At 46.8% G+C, this 16,018-nt stretch carries 12 protein-coding genes; 5 read left to right on the top strand and 7 right to left on the bottom strand.

Translation table 11 applies throughout. From position 1 onward, the window contains the following. Window positions 1–50 precede the first annotated feature (50 nt). Window positions 51–2,372 (bottom strand): Tex family protein, encoded by a 2,322-nt coding sequence (locus R7M92_RS08550; RefSeq protein WP_017820698.1) that lies wholly within the window; start codon window positions 2,370–2,372, stop codon window positions 51–53. Between the two features lie 236 nt (window positions 2,373–2,608). Here R7M92_RS08550 and R7M92_RS08555 point away from each other — a divergent pair, with 236 nt between their 5' ends. The 5 genes from R7M92_RS08555 (at window position 2,609) to envZ (ending at window position 7,843) form a co-directional block, all read left to right on the top strand. Beyond that, window positions 2,609–4,489, top strand: coding sequence for an ATP-dependent zinc protease (locus tag R7M92_RS08555; protein ID WP_005384728.1), 1,881 nt, complete (start codon window positions 2,609–2,611; stop codon window positions 4,487–4,489). A 117-nt stretch (window positions 4,490–4,606) separates the two neighbouring features. Then, the gene (gene greB / locus R7M92_RS08560; protein WP_005379321.1) at window positions 4,607–5,098 is read left to right on the top strand and encodes a transcription elongation factor GreB; all 492 of its coding nucleotides are present in this window, start codon (window positions 4,607–4,609) and stop codon (window positions 5,096–5,098) included. A 105-nt stretch (window positions 5,099–5,203) separates the two neighbouring features. After that, window positions 5,204–5,599 (top strand): DUF1090 domain-containing protein, encoded by a 396-nt coding sequence (locus tag R7M92_RS08565; protein WP_017635004.1) that lies wholly within the window; start codon window positions 5,204–5,206, stop codon window positions 5,597–5,599. 129 nt (window positions 5,600–5,728) lie between these two features. Then, window positions 5,729–6,448, top strand: a complete 720-nt coding sequence (ompR, locus tag R7M92_RS08570; RefSeq protein ID WP_005379333.1) for a two-component system response regulator OmpR — start codon at window positions 5,729–5,731, stop codon at window positions 6,446–6,448. Between the two features lie 102 nt (window positions 6,449–6,550). After that, the gene (envZ, locus tag R7M92_RS08575) at window positions 6,551–7,843 is read left to right on the top strand and encodes a two-component system sensor histidine kinase EnvZ (protein WP_017820700.1); all 1,293 of its coding nucleotides are present in this window, start codon (window positions 6,551–6,553) and stop codon (window positions 7,841–7,843) included. Between the two features lie 71 nt (window positions 7,844–7,914). Here the strand turns inward: envZ and R7M92_RS08580 are convergent, their stop codons facing one another. The 6 genes from R7M92_RS08580 to gmk all read right to left on the bottom strand — a co-directional run bounded on the left by R7M92_RS08580 (window position 7,915) and on the right by gmk (window position 15,845). Beyond that, complete coding sequence (locus tag R7M92_RS08580; protein ID WP_005379335.1) at window positions 7,915–9,303, bottom strand: uracil-xanthine permease family protein; 1,389 nt, start codon at window positions 9,301–9,303, stop codon at window positions 7,915–7,917. A gap of 232 nt (window positions 9,304–9,535) precedes the next feature. Next, complete coding sequence (gene recG / locus R7M92_RS08585; RefSeq protein ID WP_086046435.1) at window positions 9,536–11,617, bottom strand: ATP-dependent DNA helicase RecG; 2,082 nt, start codon at window positions 11,615–11,617, stop codon at window positions 9,536–9,538. Between the two features lie 253 nt (window positions 11,618–11,870). Beyond that, a complete protein-coding gene (trmH, locus tag R7M92_RS08590) occupies window positions 11,871–12,554 on the bottom strand; it encodes a tRNA (guanosine(18)-2'-O)-methyltransferase TrmH (RefSeq protein ID WP_017635001.1) in 684 nt (227 codons plus the stop codon). A 52-nt stretch (window positions 12,555–12,606) separates the two neighbouring features. Then, entirely contained in the window at window positions 12,607–14,727 is a 2,121-nt protein-coding gene (gene spoT / locus R7M92_RS08595; protein WP_005379340.1) for a bifunctional GTP diphosphokinase/guanosine-3',5'-bis pyrophosphate 3'-pyrophosphohydrolase, read from the bottom strand. 39 nt (window positions 14,728–14,766) lie between these two features. Beyond that, entirely contained in the window at window positions 14,767–15,039 is a 273-nt protein-coding gene (gene rpoZ, locus R7M92_RS08600; RefSeq protein ID WP_005379346.1) for a DNA-directed RNA polymerase subunit omega, read from the bottom strand. Window positions 15,040–15,221: 182 nt separating this feature from the next. After that, window positions 15,222–15,845: a guanylate kinase gene (gene gmk / locus R7M92_RS08605; RefSeq protein WP_005379347.1), complete on the bottom strand. Its 624-nt coding sequence runs from the start codon at window positions 15,843–15,845 to the stop codon at window positions 15,222–15,224. Between the last annotated feature and the right edge of the window lie 173 nt (window positions 15,846–16,018).

The following is a 16,018-nucleotide window of genomic DNA, read 5'->3' on the forward strand; positions in this document are numbered from 1 at the left end:
CGTTTTCTTTTTAGTTATGAAAGCTCGTTAGCGGTGAAGCCTAGGTAAGGTTACTTTTTCGCTTTAGCAAACGCTGCAGCAAACGCACCGCCCATCGCGCTGTTCGATGACGAATCATCACGGCGAGGCTGACGACGCTGCGGTTGGTCATTACGACGTGGCGCTGCTGATGAGCGTTGGCTGCGGTTGTCTTGACCCGGTTCGTCGTTCATACGCATCGATAGACCAATACGCTTACGCTGCACGTCAACTTCCATCACTTTCACTTTGACGATGTCGCCCGCTTTCACCACTTCACGTGGGTCAGACACGTAACGATCTGTCAGTGCAGAGATGTGTACGAGACCATCTTGGTGAACGCCAATATCAACGAAGGCACCGAAGTTGGCTACGTTTGATACCACACCTTCTAGAATCATGCCCGGTTCCAAGTCAGATACCGAGTTTACACCTTCTGCAAAGGTCGCCGTTTTGAATTCTGGACGTGGGTCACGACCCGGCTTGTCTAACTCTTTGATGATGTCTGTAATGGTTGGAACGCCGAAGTTATCGTCGGTGTAATCGACCGCATGCAGACCTTTAAGGAAGCTTGAATCACCAATCAGTGCTTTGATATCTTTGTTGTTCTTCTCAGAAATCGCTTTGACCACTGGGTACGCTTCTGGGTGAACCGCAGACGCATCAAGTGGGTTCTTACCATCCATGATTCGTAGGAAGCCTGCACACTGCTCGAAAGCCTTAGGACCTAAACGAGGTACTTTCTTTAAGGTTGTACGTGCTTCGAAGCGGCCGTTCTCATCGCGGAAGTCGACAATGTTCTGCGCGATGGTGCTTGATAAGCCTGCTACGCGCGTCAGTAGCGCCGCAGAAGCAGTGTTCACATCAACACCAACCGCGTTTACACAGTCTTCCACAATCGCATCTAGGCGTTTTGCCAACATAGATTGGCTTACATCGTGCTGGTATTGACCCACACCAATAGATTTCGGATCAATTTTCACGAGTTCAGCCAATGGATCTTGCAAACGACGTGCAATCGACACTGCACCACGCAGTGATACGTCCATATTCGGGAACTCTTTTGCTGCAAGCTCAGACGCTGAGTAAACCGAAGCCCCCGCTTCACTTACGATGATCTTCTGAACTTTCAGGTTGCCACGTTTGATGACGTCTGCGACAAAGCTGTCGGTTTCACGTGAAGCCGTACCGTTACCAATCGCAATCAAATCCACATTGTACTTACGCACCAACTGATCAACGATTTGTGCTGACTTGTCGTATTGTTTTTGTGGTGGGTGAGGGTAGATGGTTTCGGTTGCAAGCACTTTACCTGTTGAGTCGACAACCGCGATTTTTGAACCTGTACGCAGACCCGGATCTAGGCCAAGTGTTGCACGAGGGCCAGCCGGTGCTGCCATCAACAAGTCTTTTAGGTTAGTGGCGAATACTTCAATCGCTTCGATTTCAGCGCGCTCTTTCATTGCGCCCATTAGCTCGGTTTCCATGTGCATCGATACTTTGATGCGCCATGCCCAGCTGATCACTTGCTTACGCCAGGTATCCGCCGGTGCGCTGCTTAGCGTTACGCCATAATGGTCGGCGATAATCGTTTCGCAGTAAGACTGACGAGCGCCTTCTTCCTGTTCTGGATCAGCGTTCATCGCCAATGTCAGGAAGCCTTCGTTACGGCCGCGTAGCATCGCCAGTGCGCGGTGCGATGGCACTTTGCTTAGGGGCTCGTTGTGGTTGAAGTAATCTTTAAACTTCTCGCCTTCTTGCTCTTTGCCTTCAACGACTCGTGAAACCAGTTCCGCATTGCGATTTAAGTGGTTGCGAATTTTTTCCAGTAAGTTTGCGTCTTCTGCGATGCGCTCCATGATGATCGCGCGAGCGCCATCCAATGCAGCTTTGGTGTCTGCGATGCCTTTGTCTGCATCAAGGTATTTGCTTGCTTCGCTTTCTGGCTCGGTTTGTGGATGATTCCAAAGCTGATCTGCGAGTGGTTCAAGACCAGCTTCAATCGCGATCTGACCTTTCGTACGACGCTTTGGTTTGTAAGGTAGGTATAAGTCTTCAAGACGAGTTTTGCTGTCTGCCTGCGCGATCTCTTGTTCTAGCTCTGGCGTCAGTTTGCCTTGCTCTTGGATTGATTTGAGGATGGTTTGACGGCGATCATCCATTTCACGAAGGTAAGACAGACGGCTGTCCAAAGTACGAAGCTGGGTATCATCAAGGCCCCCCGTCACCTCTTTGCGGTAACGTGCAATAAAAGGGACAGTGTTGCCATCATCAATTAGGGTGACAGCGGCGTTGACTTGCTCTGGGCGAACATTCAGCTCTTGAGCAATCATGCGACAGATAGCTTGGCTCATCCGTGTATTCTCTTTAATTCTGTTTGGGTATTGGTTGTGTATAGAACATTGGGGTCATTCATGGAATTTGCAATGTTTTAAATTAACGAGGCAAAAATTTACCGGGCGCTGGTGGACATCAGTCAGATTTATGTCAAAACTGTAATTAAATTGAGAACTTATATCCGCAGTTATCGACTAACCTAATTCCACGGTTGTTGATATCACTAAATGTACCTCGGCTTATACGGATAATCATGATGAAAAAAATGTCTTTGGCGTTAGCGCTTACGAGTGCCTTACTTGCCGCCCCGCTTAGTTGGGCGCAGTCTATCTCAGGAACCACACAAGCTCCCGTTTATCAGCTCGATAACAAATTGGTACTAGGGCGTGTGGAGAGCGTCTACTACAGTGACATTCCGGAACTAAAAGCGGTGCCATTTATTGGCAAGATTGATACTGGTGCAGATACGACATCGATGCATGCGGAGAATATCCATGTCAGTAGCTCACACCCAGATTACCAAGATTTGAAAGATAACGAGTTACTTTGGGCGATTGTCGATGACTTAGGTGGTACGAAGGCAAAGTGGGACGCCGACAGCTTTAAGCCATATCAAGTAAAGGTTAGCTTTACGGTTCCTCACCCTTATACTGGGAAGGAAATACAGATTACCGATGATCTGGAAAGAGTGAGCGCGATTCGCAGTCGAACAAGCAAAAAGCCCATCCTACGCCCGACAATAAAAATGCCGATGACAATCGCTGGTCACACCGTTGATACGGAAGTGAACCTGACCAAGCGTACGCAATTCTCTTCTCCTATCTTGATTGGTAAAACTTATCTCGATGATAACGCATGGGTCTTCGCTGGTTACGATTATCTTCAAGAACAGCCAAGCGCAAAAATGATTGGCAAAAAAGAGACGGTTGAAGTCGAAGGTGTGCCATATAAGATCAGCATCTCAACTTCTAGCCGTTATACCAACGTCCATGCACTGGACATCAAGGTAGACAAAAAGCATAACGAAGTCTCTTTTATGTTAGAGGGCGAGAATGGCAAGCGTCACCCAATGACATTACCCTTGGTACGAATGTTGAAAACGACCAAAAGCGAGCGTCCTTTAGTCTATTTACCCGTCAAAGTCGGCGAAAATGAAACTCAACGTTGGTTGGTGTATCTGCGTGATCGCAGTAAGTTCAGTTCGCAAATTCGCTTAGGTCGGGACGTCGCAAGTCAGCACTTTGTTATTGATACGGACAGAGAAAATCTATTGGGTGGCGTAGAAAAAACGTTCAAAAGCGCACTCAAATCAAAACCTCTTGTCGTTTCACCAGAAGAACAGGTCACTATTGATGGTTATACCGTCCCTGCTTACCCCACTTTTACTGTGAAAACGCCATTACTGCGTGTAAATGGGTTTGAAGTAACAGAAAAAGGTAAGGATGAGTCCGTCACGTTTTATTTAATGAACGATGAGGGGAAAGAAGAAAAAATCACCAAACCAGTGTTGAAAAAGCTCAAGGTTGGCAGCGCGGTTCGCCCTGTTGTCGAAGGAGACTTTCTTCTCGGTAGAAAAGACACATCAATGAAGTTTGCGCTCGATGTGCTTGATGAGGGTGACACTCAACCCTTTTTCGTCTTTGGTCATGACATAGCCAAGGGTGGTGTGTTGCTGAACACTCGCGCAGACCATCTACTAGATGCAAGGCCACTTTTCAAAGCTGGCCATATCGAAGTAGCTGAAGTTGAGGGGATGTCTTTCCCTGTGAAGTTAGACACGGGTGCAGATGTAAGCTCAATCAATGCTAAGAACATCAAGCAGTTTAAGAAAGACGGCAAAGACATGGTGAGCTTTACCTATGAGAACGATCTTGGCATGAAACAGGCGTTTACCAAGCCTGTTGTTGATGTCATGCGTATTAAAGCTAAGAAAGGCGAGAAAGCGAACGTACGCCCTGTGGTTGAAATGCATGTTAAGCTTGGCGAATTAGAGAAGAAGATCCGAGTCAACTTACAGGACCGAGGTCGCTTCCATTACAGCATGATTTTAGGTAAAAACTTCCTAAAACATGGCGCGGTTGTTTCGAGTGATACGAATTACATCGTGACGCAAAAACCGGATTACGAAAAGTAACACTCTGGCCGCCTTATCACCTTGATACCCAAAGCCTGAACAACATTGGATCTTTGGGTATATCATCTCCTTAATGCTGCCAAAGAGCAGCATTTTTTAGTTGAGATAGGAGTTAATTTGAAAACTAAGCTGATTACACGAGAAGGTTACAACAAACTCAAACAAGAGCATGATTACCTTTGGAATGAAAAGCGCCCGGAAATCACCAAGATCGTCACTTGGGCTGCGAGCCTGGGCGATCGCTCAGAAAATGCGGATTACACCTTCAATAAACGTTTACTCCGTCAGATCGACCGTCGTGTCCGCTTCCTTCGTAAATTCCTGCCAGAAGTCACGATCGTTGACTATTCTCCGCAACAAGAAGGCAAAGTCTTTTTTGGTGCATGGGTGGAAATAGAAAATGAGGCAGGAGAAGTGAAAAAGTTTCGTATTGTCGGGCCTGAAGAGATTTATGGCGATGCGAAAGACTACATCTCTATCGATTCACCTATGGCGCGAGCGATGTTGAAAAAACAAGTGGATGAAGAGTTCACGGTACGCACCCCAGAAGGTGAAAAAGAGTGGTTCATCAACTCAATTGAATACACTCAACCGGCCTCGGAAGACTGAGGCTTTATCACTGATTCAAGTCTCATGAAGTTCACTAGAAGTGACTTGGGTCTCAACGTCAGAATATTTGGTATAAAGGTATGGTGCCTTTCTCGGAGAAGTAAAATGAACAAAGCAGTCATGTGTAGTGCTGCACTAACAATAGGATTCTCACTTTCAGTTTTTGCTCAAGATGAAGTGAAAGGCTGTGACGCTAAAGAGTTAGCGGTAGAGCAGCAGCTTGAGTATGCAAAAGCGCAAGGTAATGAGCATCGCATTAAAGGCTTGGAGCAAGCACTTTCCGCTATCCAGAATGAATGCTCGGAAGGTGAGCTGCGCCAAGAGCTGCAAGCAGAAGTGGAAGAAAAGACTAAAGAAGTTGAGGAGCGAGAGGAAGAATTAGTCGAAGCTCAGCATTCAGGTAAAGCAGACAAAATTGAGAAAAAACGTCACAAGCTGGCTGAGGCACAGCAAGAGCTGCTTGAGGCCAAACGTGAACTGGAATGGAATTATGGTCAATAGTAGGTGCTGAAAATACCTGCTAGAGAGAGAATAAAGCGCTTAAGATAAAAAGAGTAACAATTTGCTTGAGCACGTTAGGAAAAACAGTGATACATTTTCGACAATAGACGCTTCTGAAAGGATGTTTCAATGCAAGAAAATCATAAAATTTTAGTGGTTGATGACGATGCTCGTTTACGTGCTCTATTGGAGCGTTACCTTTCTGAGCAAGGTTTTCAGGTACGAAGTGTCGCCAATGGCGAACAGATGGATCGCCTACTAACGCGCGAAAACTTTCACTTAATGGTGCTGGACCTAATGTTGCCAGGTGAAGACGGTTTGTCAATTTGTCGTCGTCTACGCCACGCGAACAATATGTTGCCAATCTTAATGCTCACCGCGAAAGGTGATGAAGTGGACCGCATCGTAGGTCTTGAGGTAGGGGCGGATGATTATTTGCCAAAACCGTTTAACCCACGCGAATTGTTGGCTCGCATCAAGGCAGTATTACGCCGCCAAACTGTAGAGTTGCCGGGTGCACCAAGCACGGAAGAAAAAGTGGTGGAGTTCGGGGAGTTCCGACTCAATCTAGGCACTCGCGAGATGTTCCGCGGTGACGAGGCAATGCCACTCACCTCTGGAGAGTTTGCTGTCCTAAAGGCGCTCGTGATGAATGCGCGTGAGCCAATGTCACGAGATAAATTGATGAACATGGCGCGTGGCCGTGAATATTCTGCAATGGAACGCTCTATTGACGTACAAATCTCACGTTTACGTCGCATGTTAGAAGACGATCCGAGCAAGCCGCGCTACATTCAAACCGTATGGGGCCTAGGTTATGTTTTCGTCCCAGACGGCAAAGAGGTGTAACCTCTTCACTCCATAGCCAGCACTTGGCTATAGCAACTTCAGCCTTCATTACCTTCCCTTTGAAGGCTGAAATTTCGCGATTAGGACCACTAGGAACGTTCCATGCGCATCCGAAGTTCACTGACACAATCTATTCTGCTGTTCATCTCTTTGCTTCTCGCGAGCCAAGTTTTCTCTTACTACGCCGTTTTTAACTACGCGTTGATGCCGAGTTTGCAGCAGTTCAATAAAATTCTCGCCCATGAGCTCAATTTGGTGCTTGATGATGAAGGACCTTTAAAGTCTGATGCACCGTTAAGGCGTCAATTATTAGAAAGATTAGGGGTGACGGTTCACAGCCTTGACAGCGATAAGGCGATTGAATTTCATCACGCAATGTCGATTGATTTGATGTCTGAAGAAATGAGCCAAGAGCTGGGTTCGCCTACAGAAGTACGCTTATTGCTTGGCGATGAAAGTTACATTTTGTGGATGCACATCGAAAAGTTGCCGAACTCCATCATTCGTATTCCGTTATCTGAGCTGCAAGAAGAAGATTTTGCACCGCTGTTTCGTAACAGTTTGATTATGGCGCTGCTGATCATTGCTGGTGGTTGGTTGTTTATTCGTTTGCAAAACCGTCCACTTTTGGCTTTAGAGAGAGCCGCGAAAGACGTCGGTCGAGGTGAGATCCCGCCCCCCTTAGCAGAGAAAGGCGCATCGGAGATTCGCTCTGTAACTCGAGCCTTTAATCAAATGTCGAAAGGTATTCAAGAGCTAGAAGAAGACCGAGCCTTATTAATGGCGGGGATTAGCCATGACTTACGAACGCCTCTGACGCGTATTCGCCTAGCGACAGAAATGATGTCTCCTGAGGACAGCTATCTTGCGGAGGGGATCATTAGCGATACGGAAGAATGTAATGAGATCATCAGTCAGTTTATGGATTATCTCAAACCGGTGAACCAAGAATCGTTTGAAGCGGTTGATATCAGTACGATTGCCAGTGACGTTGCCAGTTCTGAAGGTGGCTATGAGGTTGAAATTGAAACAGATCTTAATCTTAACTTGCCACCAGCCAAAGGAAGCGCGATTGCGATTAAGCGGGCGATCAGTAATTTAGTTGTGAATGCGCTACGTTATGGTAATGGCTGGGTCAAAATCAGCACTGGTGTGACAGCAGATAAGCAGCTAGTGTGGATTTCAGTAGAGGACAACGGACCGGGTATCGAGCATTCTCAAATCGCGAGGTTATTTGAGCCCTTTACGCGTGGTGACACCGCTCGCGGTAGTGAAGGCACTGGGCTAGGGTTGGCGATTGTGAAGCGTATAATCAGCCAACATTCAGGCTCTGTGGTGATGCGTAATCGCAGTGAAGGCGGTTTAATCGCTCAAATCAGCTTTCCTACCAAGTAAGTCGATGGCCTGCACCCTTTAAACAAAAAGCCCAACCTAAATAGGTTGGGCTTTTATTATTCTCAATAATCTTAAGACTCTTTCACTTCCTGAGGAAGTTCATCTTCGTCTTCCAGTTTCTCTGGCAGAAGTAGATTTAAAATGATCGCTGTGATGCCACCTGCTGCAACACCAGTTGAGAAAATACTCTTAATAAATTCTGGCATAAATTGCAGGATCTCTGGTTTTTGTGCGATACCAAGTCCCATTGAGAAGGATAAGGCCATGATCAGAATTGCGCGGCGATCGAGCTCAACACGAGAGATAATACGCACACCAGCGGCAGCAATCGTACCAAACATGACAATCGTTGCGCCGCCAAGTACTGGCTCAGGAATCAGCTGAACAAAGCTAGCGACGCCAGGAAACAAGCCAAGAATCACTAACATGCCAGAAATAAAGTAACCAACGTAGCGGCTCGCGACTCCTGTTAGCATGATGATGCCGTTATTCTGGCTAAACGTTGAGTTCGGGAAGCTGTTGAAAACGGCTGCGATTGCAGAGTTTAAGCCGTCTGCTAACACACCGCCCTTAATGCGTTTCATGTACACTGGGCCTTTTACTGGCTCACCAGACACTTCAGATGTTGCGGTAATATCACCGATGGCTTCTAGTGCGGTAATAAAGAAAATCAGTACCAGCGGAATGAACAGAGACCAGTCAAACGATAAGCCATATTGCATTGGTACGGGCAGTGCTACGATCTCGGTTGCGCCTAGCTGAGAAGTATCTACCATCCCCATAAAATACGCCATGATGTAGCCCACTAGCATCGCAATCACGATTGAAGCCACACGGATGTATGGGTTTTTCGAGCGGTTTAAAATCACAATTAATCCAAGTACCGTCCCAGCCAGAGCAAGTTTGTCTAAGCTGCCGAAGGTTCCTTCATTTAATGCTGCGTAGCCACCGCCCATTGATACTAAGCCGACTTGAATCAGTGTGAGACCGATAAGAGTGACGACGATGCCTGAAACAAGCGGAGTGATGATTCGGCGGGCATGCTCCAACACGCGAGATAGAAAAATTTCTGCAAATGATGCGACTAAAATCGTACCAAAAATGGCAGCCATCATGGTACTGATGTCTGCTCCACCGGCTTTCAGCGATAGGCCTGCACCAATAATAGGACCTAAAAAGTTAAAGCTGGTGCCTTGAACAGAGAGCAAACCAGAGCCAATTGGGCCAACGGTGCGAATTTGAATAAACGAAGACACGCCTGACGCAAACAAAGACATGCTGATGATGGTATTCGTTTGGTCTGCTGGTACACCCAAAGACTGACAGATGATCAGTGACGGAGTGATAACCGCGACGAACATCGCCAATAAGTGCTGAAGTGCGGCAAAAATGGTTTGAGGCAAAGGTGGTCGATCGTTGAGTTGATAGACCAGTTCCGAAGATCGGTTTGAAGTTGTCATTGTTTGTCTCGCTAGTCGCAATATTTCCCTAGTTCTCGCTGAATGGGAGAGCAGGGTGGAGTTGACGTCGTTACCTGTGATTGCTGTTAATCAGAGTCAACTCAGGTTGGTGGAGTGTGATCTAACACACTTAAAAATTTGTGCGCGATTATAGAGAGATTTACTCAAAAAGCAAACGTTTGCTTTGTTTTTGGCGTATTAAAAAACGAGCCATTTGGCTCGCTTTCAATCATTACGCTTTGGAGTAAATATCCCGCTCACCCAACCAGCGATCGATAATCGCTGTTGCGTTAGTCGGGTAATTGTCATGAATATGACGCGCAATACGCTGAACTTCGGGAATCAGGCGTTGATCTCGAACTAAGTCTGCGATTTTGAAATCAGCAAGACCTGTCTGCTTTGTACCCAATAGTTCTCCAGGGCCACGAATTTCTAGGTCTTTCTGCGCAATGACGAAGCCATCGTTACTTTCACGTAGTACTCCGAGACGTTTTTGCGCGGTTTTTGACAGCGGAGAGTGGTACAGCAGCACACAATGGCTAGCAACGGAACCTCGGCCCACGCGACCTCTTAACTGGTGTAATTGTGCCAAACCAAGACGTTCAGGGTTTTCTATGATCATCAAGCTAGAGTTTGGCACATCCACACCAACTTCAATCACTGTCGTTGCGACCAGCAAATGCAGTTTATTGTCTTTGAAATCTTGCATCACCGCTTGTTTCTCTGCCGGCTTCATTCGTCCGTGCACTAGACCAATTTTTACGTCCGGCAGTTTACGTTGAAGCTCTTCTGCGGTATCTGCCGCGGCTTGCGCTTCTAATACTTCCGACTCATCAATCAGGGTACACACCCAATATGCCTGCTTGCCTTCGTTTAAGCAGGCATTTCGGACACGCTCGACGATGTCGTCACGTTTTGTATCTGGAATGGCAACGGTTTGAATCGGCGTTCGACCCGGTGGTAGCTCGTCAATCACGGAAGTTTCTAGATCGGCGTAAGCGGTCATGGCTAAGGTGCGAGGAATAGGCGTCGCCGTCATGATCAACTGATGTGGATAGGCGCCTTGTTTTGCGCCTTTTTCACGCAATTCTAATCGCTGATGGACACCGAAGCGGTGCTGTTCATCAATGATGACCAAAGCAAGGTGATGAAATTCAACGTGCTCTTGGAATAGCGCGTGAGTACCCACTACCATTTGCGCTTCACCACTGGCAATACGAGCCAGCTCGGCTTCCTTTGCCTTACCTTTGAGTTTGCCCGCTAACCAACCGACTTGAATGCCCATTGTTTCAAACCAGTTTGCGAAGTTGATAGCGTGTTGCTCGGCCAATAGTTCGGTTGGCGCCATGAGTGCCACCTGATGGCCATGCTCAATGGCTCTAACAGCGGCCAAAGCGGCAACCAATGTTTTCCCCGAACCAACATCGCCTTGCACCAATCGCATCATTGGGTGCGGTTTTTCTAGATCGGCTTCAATCTCTTGTACTACTCGGGTTTGAGCGTTTGTAGGAGAGAAAGGCAGTTGGGCTAAAAGCTGCGTTTTTAGTTTATGACAAGGACCGAGAGGTAGCGCTGAATCCTTCTGACCTTTGCTACGCACCGCCAGCATCGATAAGTTTTGTGCGAGCAATTCTTCCATGATCAAGCGGATTTGGGCAGGATGTTTGCCTTCGTCAAACTCATCTAAATTAATGGTTGGTGGTGGGCGATGAATGGTGTGCAGCGCTTGCGACATCGTGATTTGATGGTCATACAACCCAGCTGGAAGTAATTCCTGCACTGCGGTTTTATCAAGCAGGGCTAAAGCTTGTTCGGTAAGGTTGCGCAATGTGATTTGGCGTAAACCATCTGTAGTGGGATAAACAGGAGTTAAGCTCTGTTCTACATCGGGCTTTTGCTCGCTAACGTAAAACTTGTAGTCAGGATGAACAATTTCCAAACCCATGCCACCGCGCTTAATTTCACCGTAAGCATGTACTAACTTACCTTGCGTGAAATTGTTCTTCATGGCTGCGGTAAAGTTGAAAAAGCGCAGCGTGATAGTGCCATTACCGTCGCTGATTTTTACCGTTAGCATTTTGCGCTTACCGAAGATGGTGTCGACTGCCATGACCTTACCTTGCACGGCCGCCCAAAGGCCAGCATGCAGTTTGGCAATAGGGTAAATACGAGTACGATCTTCGTAGCGTAACGGAAGGTGAAACAGCAAATCTTGAACGCTATGTAAGCCAACTTTGGCGAGTTTTTCTGCGACTTTCGCGCCAACTCCAGAAAGGGAGGTTAATGGGACGGCAGATAACATTTGGGCGGACATAGAGGGCTCAAGAAAATGGTTAACATAGCAGTATGTTAACCATGGAGCTGTGTTTTTGTACAGGAAAAAATAGTCATGCTTTAGTTAGTGTCATGATTTGACTGATAACCTATCATTCCGAGGAGCTTTAGCGACATCAGGATTCTATTTCCAACAAGTATGTCGCTGAAGTTAACACAATCAGCATCTGTATATTTGAGAATTAGATCCTGAACCACGCTCCTTCGCCGCCGTTCAGGATGACGAAAGTCTGTTACTTGCTTTGCATCTCTTGCCACCACGCGTCATCGGCGATGATTTGACCTTCTTCATCGAGTGGTGGGTAAACGAGCCCTTTTCGTTTCGCGACCTTTGCCAGCACTGGGTGACCACGTTCAAAGAGAATACGGTTGATTGTCTCTTTAGGCAGAGCGCTTTCTTCTCGGTCGTACATGCCTGCGGCTTCACGTTGACGTTGCGCTTCATACAAAATTACGGCACTGGCAACCGATACGTTTAGTGACTGCACCATGCCCACCATTGGGATAATAATGTCTTGATCGGCAAGCTGTTTGGCTTGCTCCGAAGCGCCAACTTTTTCACTGCCTAAAATGATTGCCGTTGGTCTGGTGTAGTCGATCTCGCGAAAATCGACGGCGGTGTCCGAAAGATTGGTCACCAAAACCTGCATACCTTGCGCTTTGAGTTCGGTAATCGCAGTTTCAATCGAATCGTGAGTATCCACTTCAACCCAGTTACGCGCGCCAGCTGAGGTATGGCTCAGCGTACGCATTTTGTCTGGCCAAATTGCGTGAACTTTGTGTAAGCCTGTCGCGTCAGCGGTGCGGATCACAGCAGAGACGTTGTTTGGCTTATGTACTTCTTCGAGACAAAGTGTCAGATCAGTTTGGCGAGTTTTTAGGACTTGGTGAATACGGTTGTAACGTTCTAGGTTCATATTTATTGAGGTATAAAAAATCGCCACCTAACAGAGTAGGTGGCGATAGAGGTTAGTTCTTTCTGCGTCTGACTCGGGTTGCTTGAGGCATTGCCTTAATCTTACGCATGATACCAGCAAGGTGGACACGATCTTTCGTCGTCAACAGCACAGTCACAGTGTATAGACGACCATCACGTTCTTCCGTTGAAAGGCCATGAATGTTTGATCCTGTTTTCGAGATCACGTTGGTCAGTTCTGCAAGAGCACCTTGGTTGTTAAGCATGTCGACTTTAAGTTCAGCAATGAACTCTTTATCGTAGTCTTCAGACCAAGCGACAGCCATATAACGGTCTGGCTCTTTCTGATAACCACGAACGTTCGGACATGTTTCTCGGTGAACAACCAAACCACGACCAGGCGATACGTGAGCAATAATGTGATCATCTGGGATAGGATGACAACAATTTGCAAACGTCAGCAATAAGCCTTCTGCGCCACGAATCGGAAGCTTCTTCTTCGAGTCCGTTGGGATTGAACTTGTTGTCGTGAGCTCTTCGGTGTCACCAAGGAGACGACGTGCGATCACAATGCTCATCAACTCACCCAATCCAATAGCAGCCAATAAATCATCGATGCTTTCTAGGCGAAGATCATTCAAGACTTCTTGGATATTTTCTGGATAAATTGAATCAATCGAGTGACGGCCAAGTGCGTGATTAAGTAGGCGACGACCTAAAGTAATCGACTCTTCACGACGCATCGTTTTCAGTACTTGTCGAATCTTAGTGCGGGCACGAGAAGTCACGACATAGTTTAGCCATGCCGCATTCGGACGCGCACCAGGGGCACTGATAATTTCCACCGTCTGACCGTTTTTCAATGCCTTACTCAATGGGTAAGGGTTACGGTCAACACGAGCACCAACACAAGAGTTGCCTACATCGGTATGTACGGCATAGGCAAAGTCGACAGCCGTTGCGCCTAAAGGCAATTCAACGATACGACCTTTTGGTGTGAAGACGTAAATCTCATCTGGGAAAAGATCGGATTTTACGTTTTCAATGAATTCGAATGAGTTACCCGCGCTTTGTTGTAGCTCTAACAGGCTTTGCATCCAACGCTGAGCTTTCACTTGCGCAGTGGTGCCAGACTTGTCGCCTTTGTCTTTGTAAGACCAGTGTGCCGCGACACCTTTGTCCGCCATTTGATCCATATCTTCAGTACGGATCTGAACTTCAACAGGTACGCCGTGTGGGCCAACCATGGAAGTGTGTAGCGATTGATAGCCGTTCGCCTTTGGTACCGCGATGTAATCTTTCATGCGACCAGGACGTGGCTTATACAAGCTGTGTACTTGGCCTAAAACGCGATAACAAGTATCAGCGGTATCAACAACGACTCGGAATGCATAGATATCCATGATGGTGTGAAAGCGCTGTTCTTTGGTTTTCATCTTGTTGTAGATAGAGAACAGGTTTTTCTCACGACCAACGACGCGAGCATTCAAGCCAAAATCTTGCAGACGGCCTTCTATTTCGCTGTGAATGCGTTGGATCATCTCTTTACGGTTACCACGTGCGGCTTTAACCACTTCTTTCAGTACGCGGTAGCGGTTGGGATATAGCGCCTCAAAGCCCAACTCTTCGAGTTCGGTTTTGATATTGTGAATACCAAGACGATGAGCGAGGGGCGCGTAAATTTCTAACGTTTCACGAGCAATACGACGCTTTTTATCTGGTCGAAGCGCGCCAAGCGTACGCATGTTGTGCGTGCGGTCAGCCAGTTTGATCAGAATGACGCGGATATCTTGCACCATGGCCAGAACCATCTTACGAAAGTTCTCAGCCTGAGCCTCTTTCCTATCGCGGAATTTGAGTTTGTCCAGTTTAGATACACCATCAACCAATTCTGCGACAGTGTTGCCGAATTTCTCTTCGAGATCTTCTTTAGTTACATCACAGTCTTCAATGACGTCATGCAGCAAAGCAGCTTGGAGGGTTTCGATATCAAGGCGCATTTCGGCCAAGATACGAGCCACAGCGACAGGGTGGATGATGTATGGTTCACCGCTAGAGCGGGTTTGCCCTTCATGGGCATCTCTCGCTACCACATAAGATTGACGCAGAGCCTCAATCTGAGGCTCTGTTAGGTATTCTTGGGCAACGTCTTTGAGGCTATCGAATAGATACAAATTATAGGCCCGGGAGGTTGTTGAATTCTAAAGTCAGAATTAACGGTTGTGAGCGATGCTGCTTACTGCCGCTAGCTCTGCCGCTTCTTGCTCTTGCTGTTCTTGACGTTCACGAGCGTCTAGAACTTCTTTAGTAATTAAACCTTCTTCGATTTCGCGTAGAGCGATAACCGTTGGCTTATCGTTCTCTTCTGGCACTAGTGCATCTTTACCGCCAGTTTGCATTTGACGAGCGCGGCGAGCCGCAATCAGTACTAGGTCGAAACGGTTGCCAACTTTTTCAACAGCGTCTTGAACAGTTACGCGTGCCATGAGGACTCCAAATAGTTAACTAAAATTTTAGAATGACGAGAAAGTATACAACCTAACTACTTTATTTACTAGCAATTAGACAAGCCACCGTTTGTGGACTTTCTCAGGTAGTTTATTGTGTTTTTCGCACTGGGCAAAAAACGGGAAATTCTTTTATGTTTTACAGCGTGACTTTTTTGAAGTTACTCTGCTAACAACGCGTCAAGCATACCTTTATATTTAGCAGCTTGCTTTTCTTCCTTCAATCTTTCAGCACGCAAGATAGCTTTAAAATCCATCAAAGCGGTATCAAAATCGTCGTTTACGATCACGTAGTCGTACTCGTTGTAATGAGAGATTTCCGACTTGGCTTCAGCCATACGCTTTGCGATCACTTCATCGCTATCTTGACCACGAGTGTTCAAGCGACGCTCTAACTCACCGTTTGATGGTGGCAGGATGAAGATGCTTTTGGCTTCTGGCATTTGTTCACGGATTTGGCGTGCGCCTTGCCAGTCGATATCTAGAAAAACGTCGATACCTTTATTTAGTGTTTCTTCAATCCATACACGAGATGTGCCGTAATAATTACCAAACACTTCTGCGTATTCTAGGAAGTCACCTTTAGCGATCAGGGCTTCAAACTCATCTTTCGCTACAAAATGGTAGTGGACACCATTTTCTTCACCAGGTCGCATGTTGCGCGTGGTGTGAGACACAGACACTTTCATTGCGTAGGTTGGGTTGCGTTCCAACATCGCTGAGATCAAGCTAGATTTACCTGCGCCGCTAGGTGCAGATACGATATAGAGAGTACCTTTGCCCATTGTACTGTTCCACTTTTGATTGGATTGATTGAGTGCCGAAGGAAAGTTCGACATTCTTATAACGATAGCACTGGCATTGAGAAATCAACCACCAAAGGGGTGGATATTGGTGATAATCCCGCCAGAAAAATGGAGGCGAAGAGTATCATGATCTCTATTTTGTTACCAGTTGA

Source organism: Vibrio sp. Vb2880 (assembly GCF_033337975.1).
GTDB lineage: Bacteria > Pseudomonadota > Gammaproteobacteria > Enterobacterales > Vibrionaceae > Vibrio > Vibrio alginolyticus.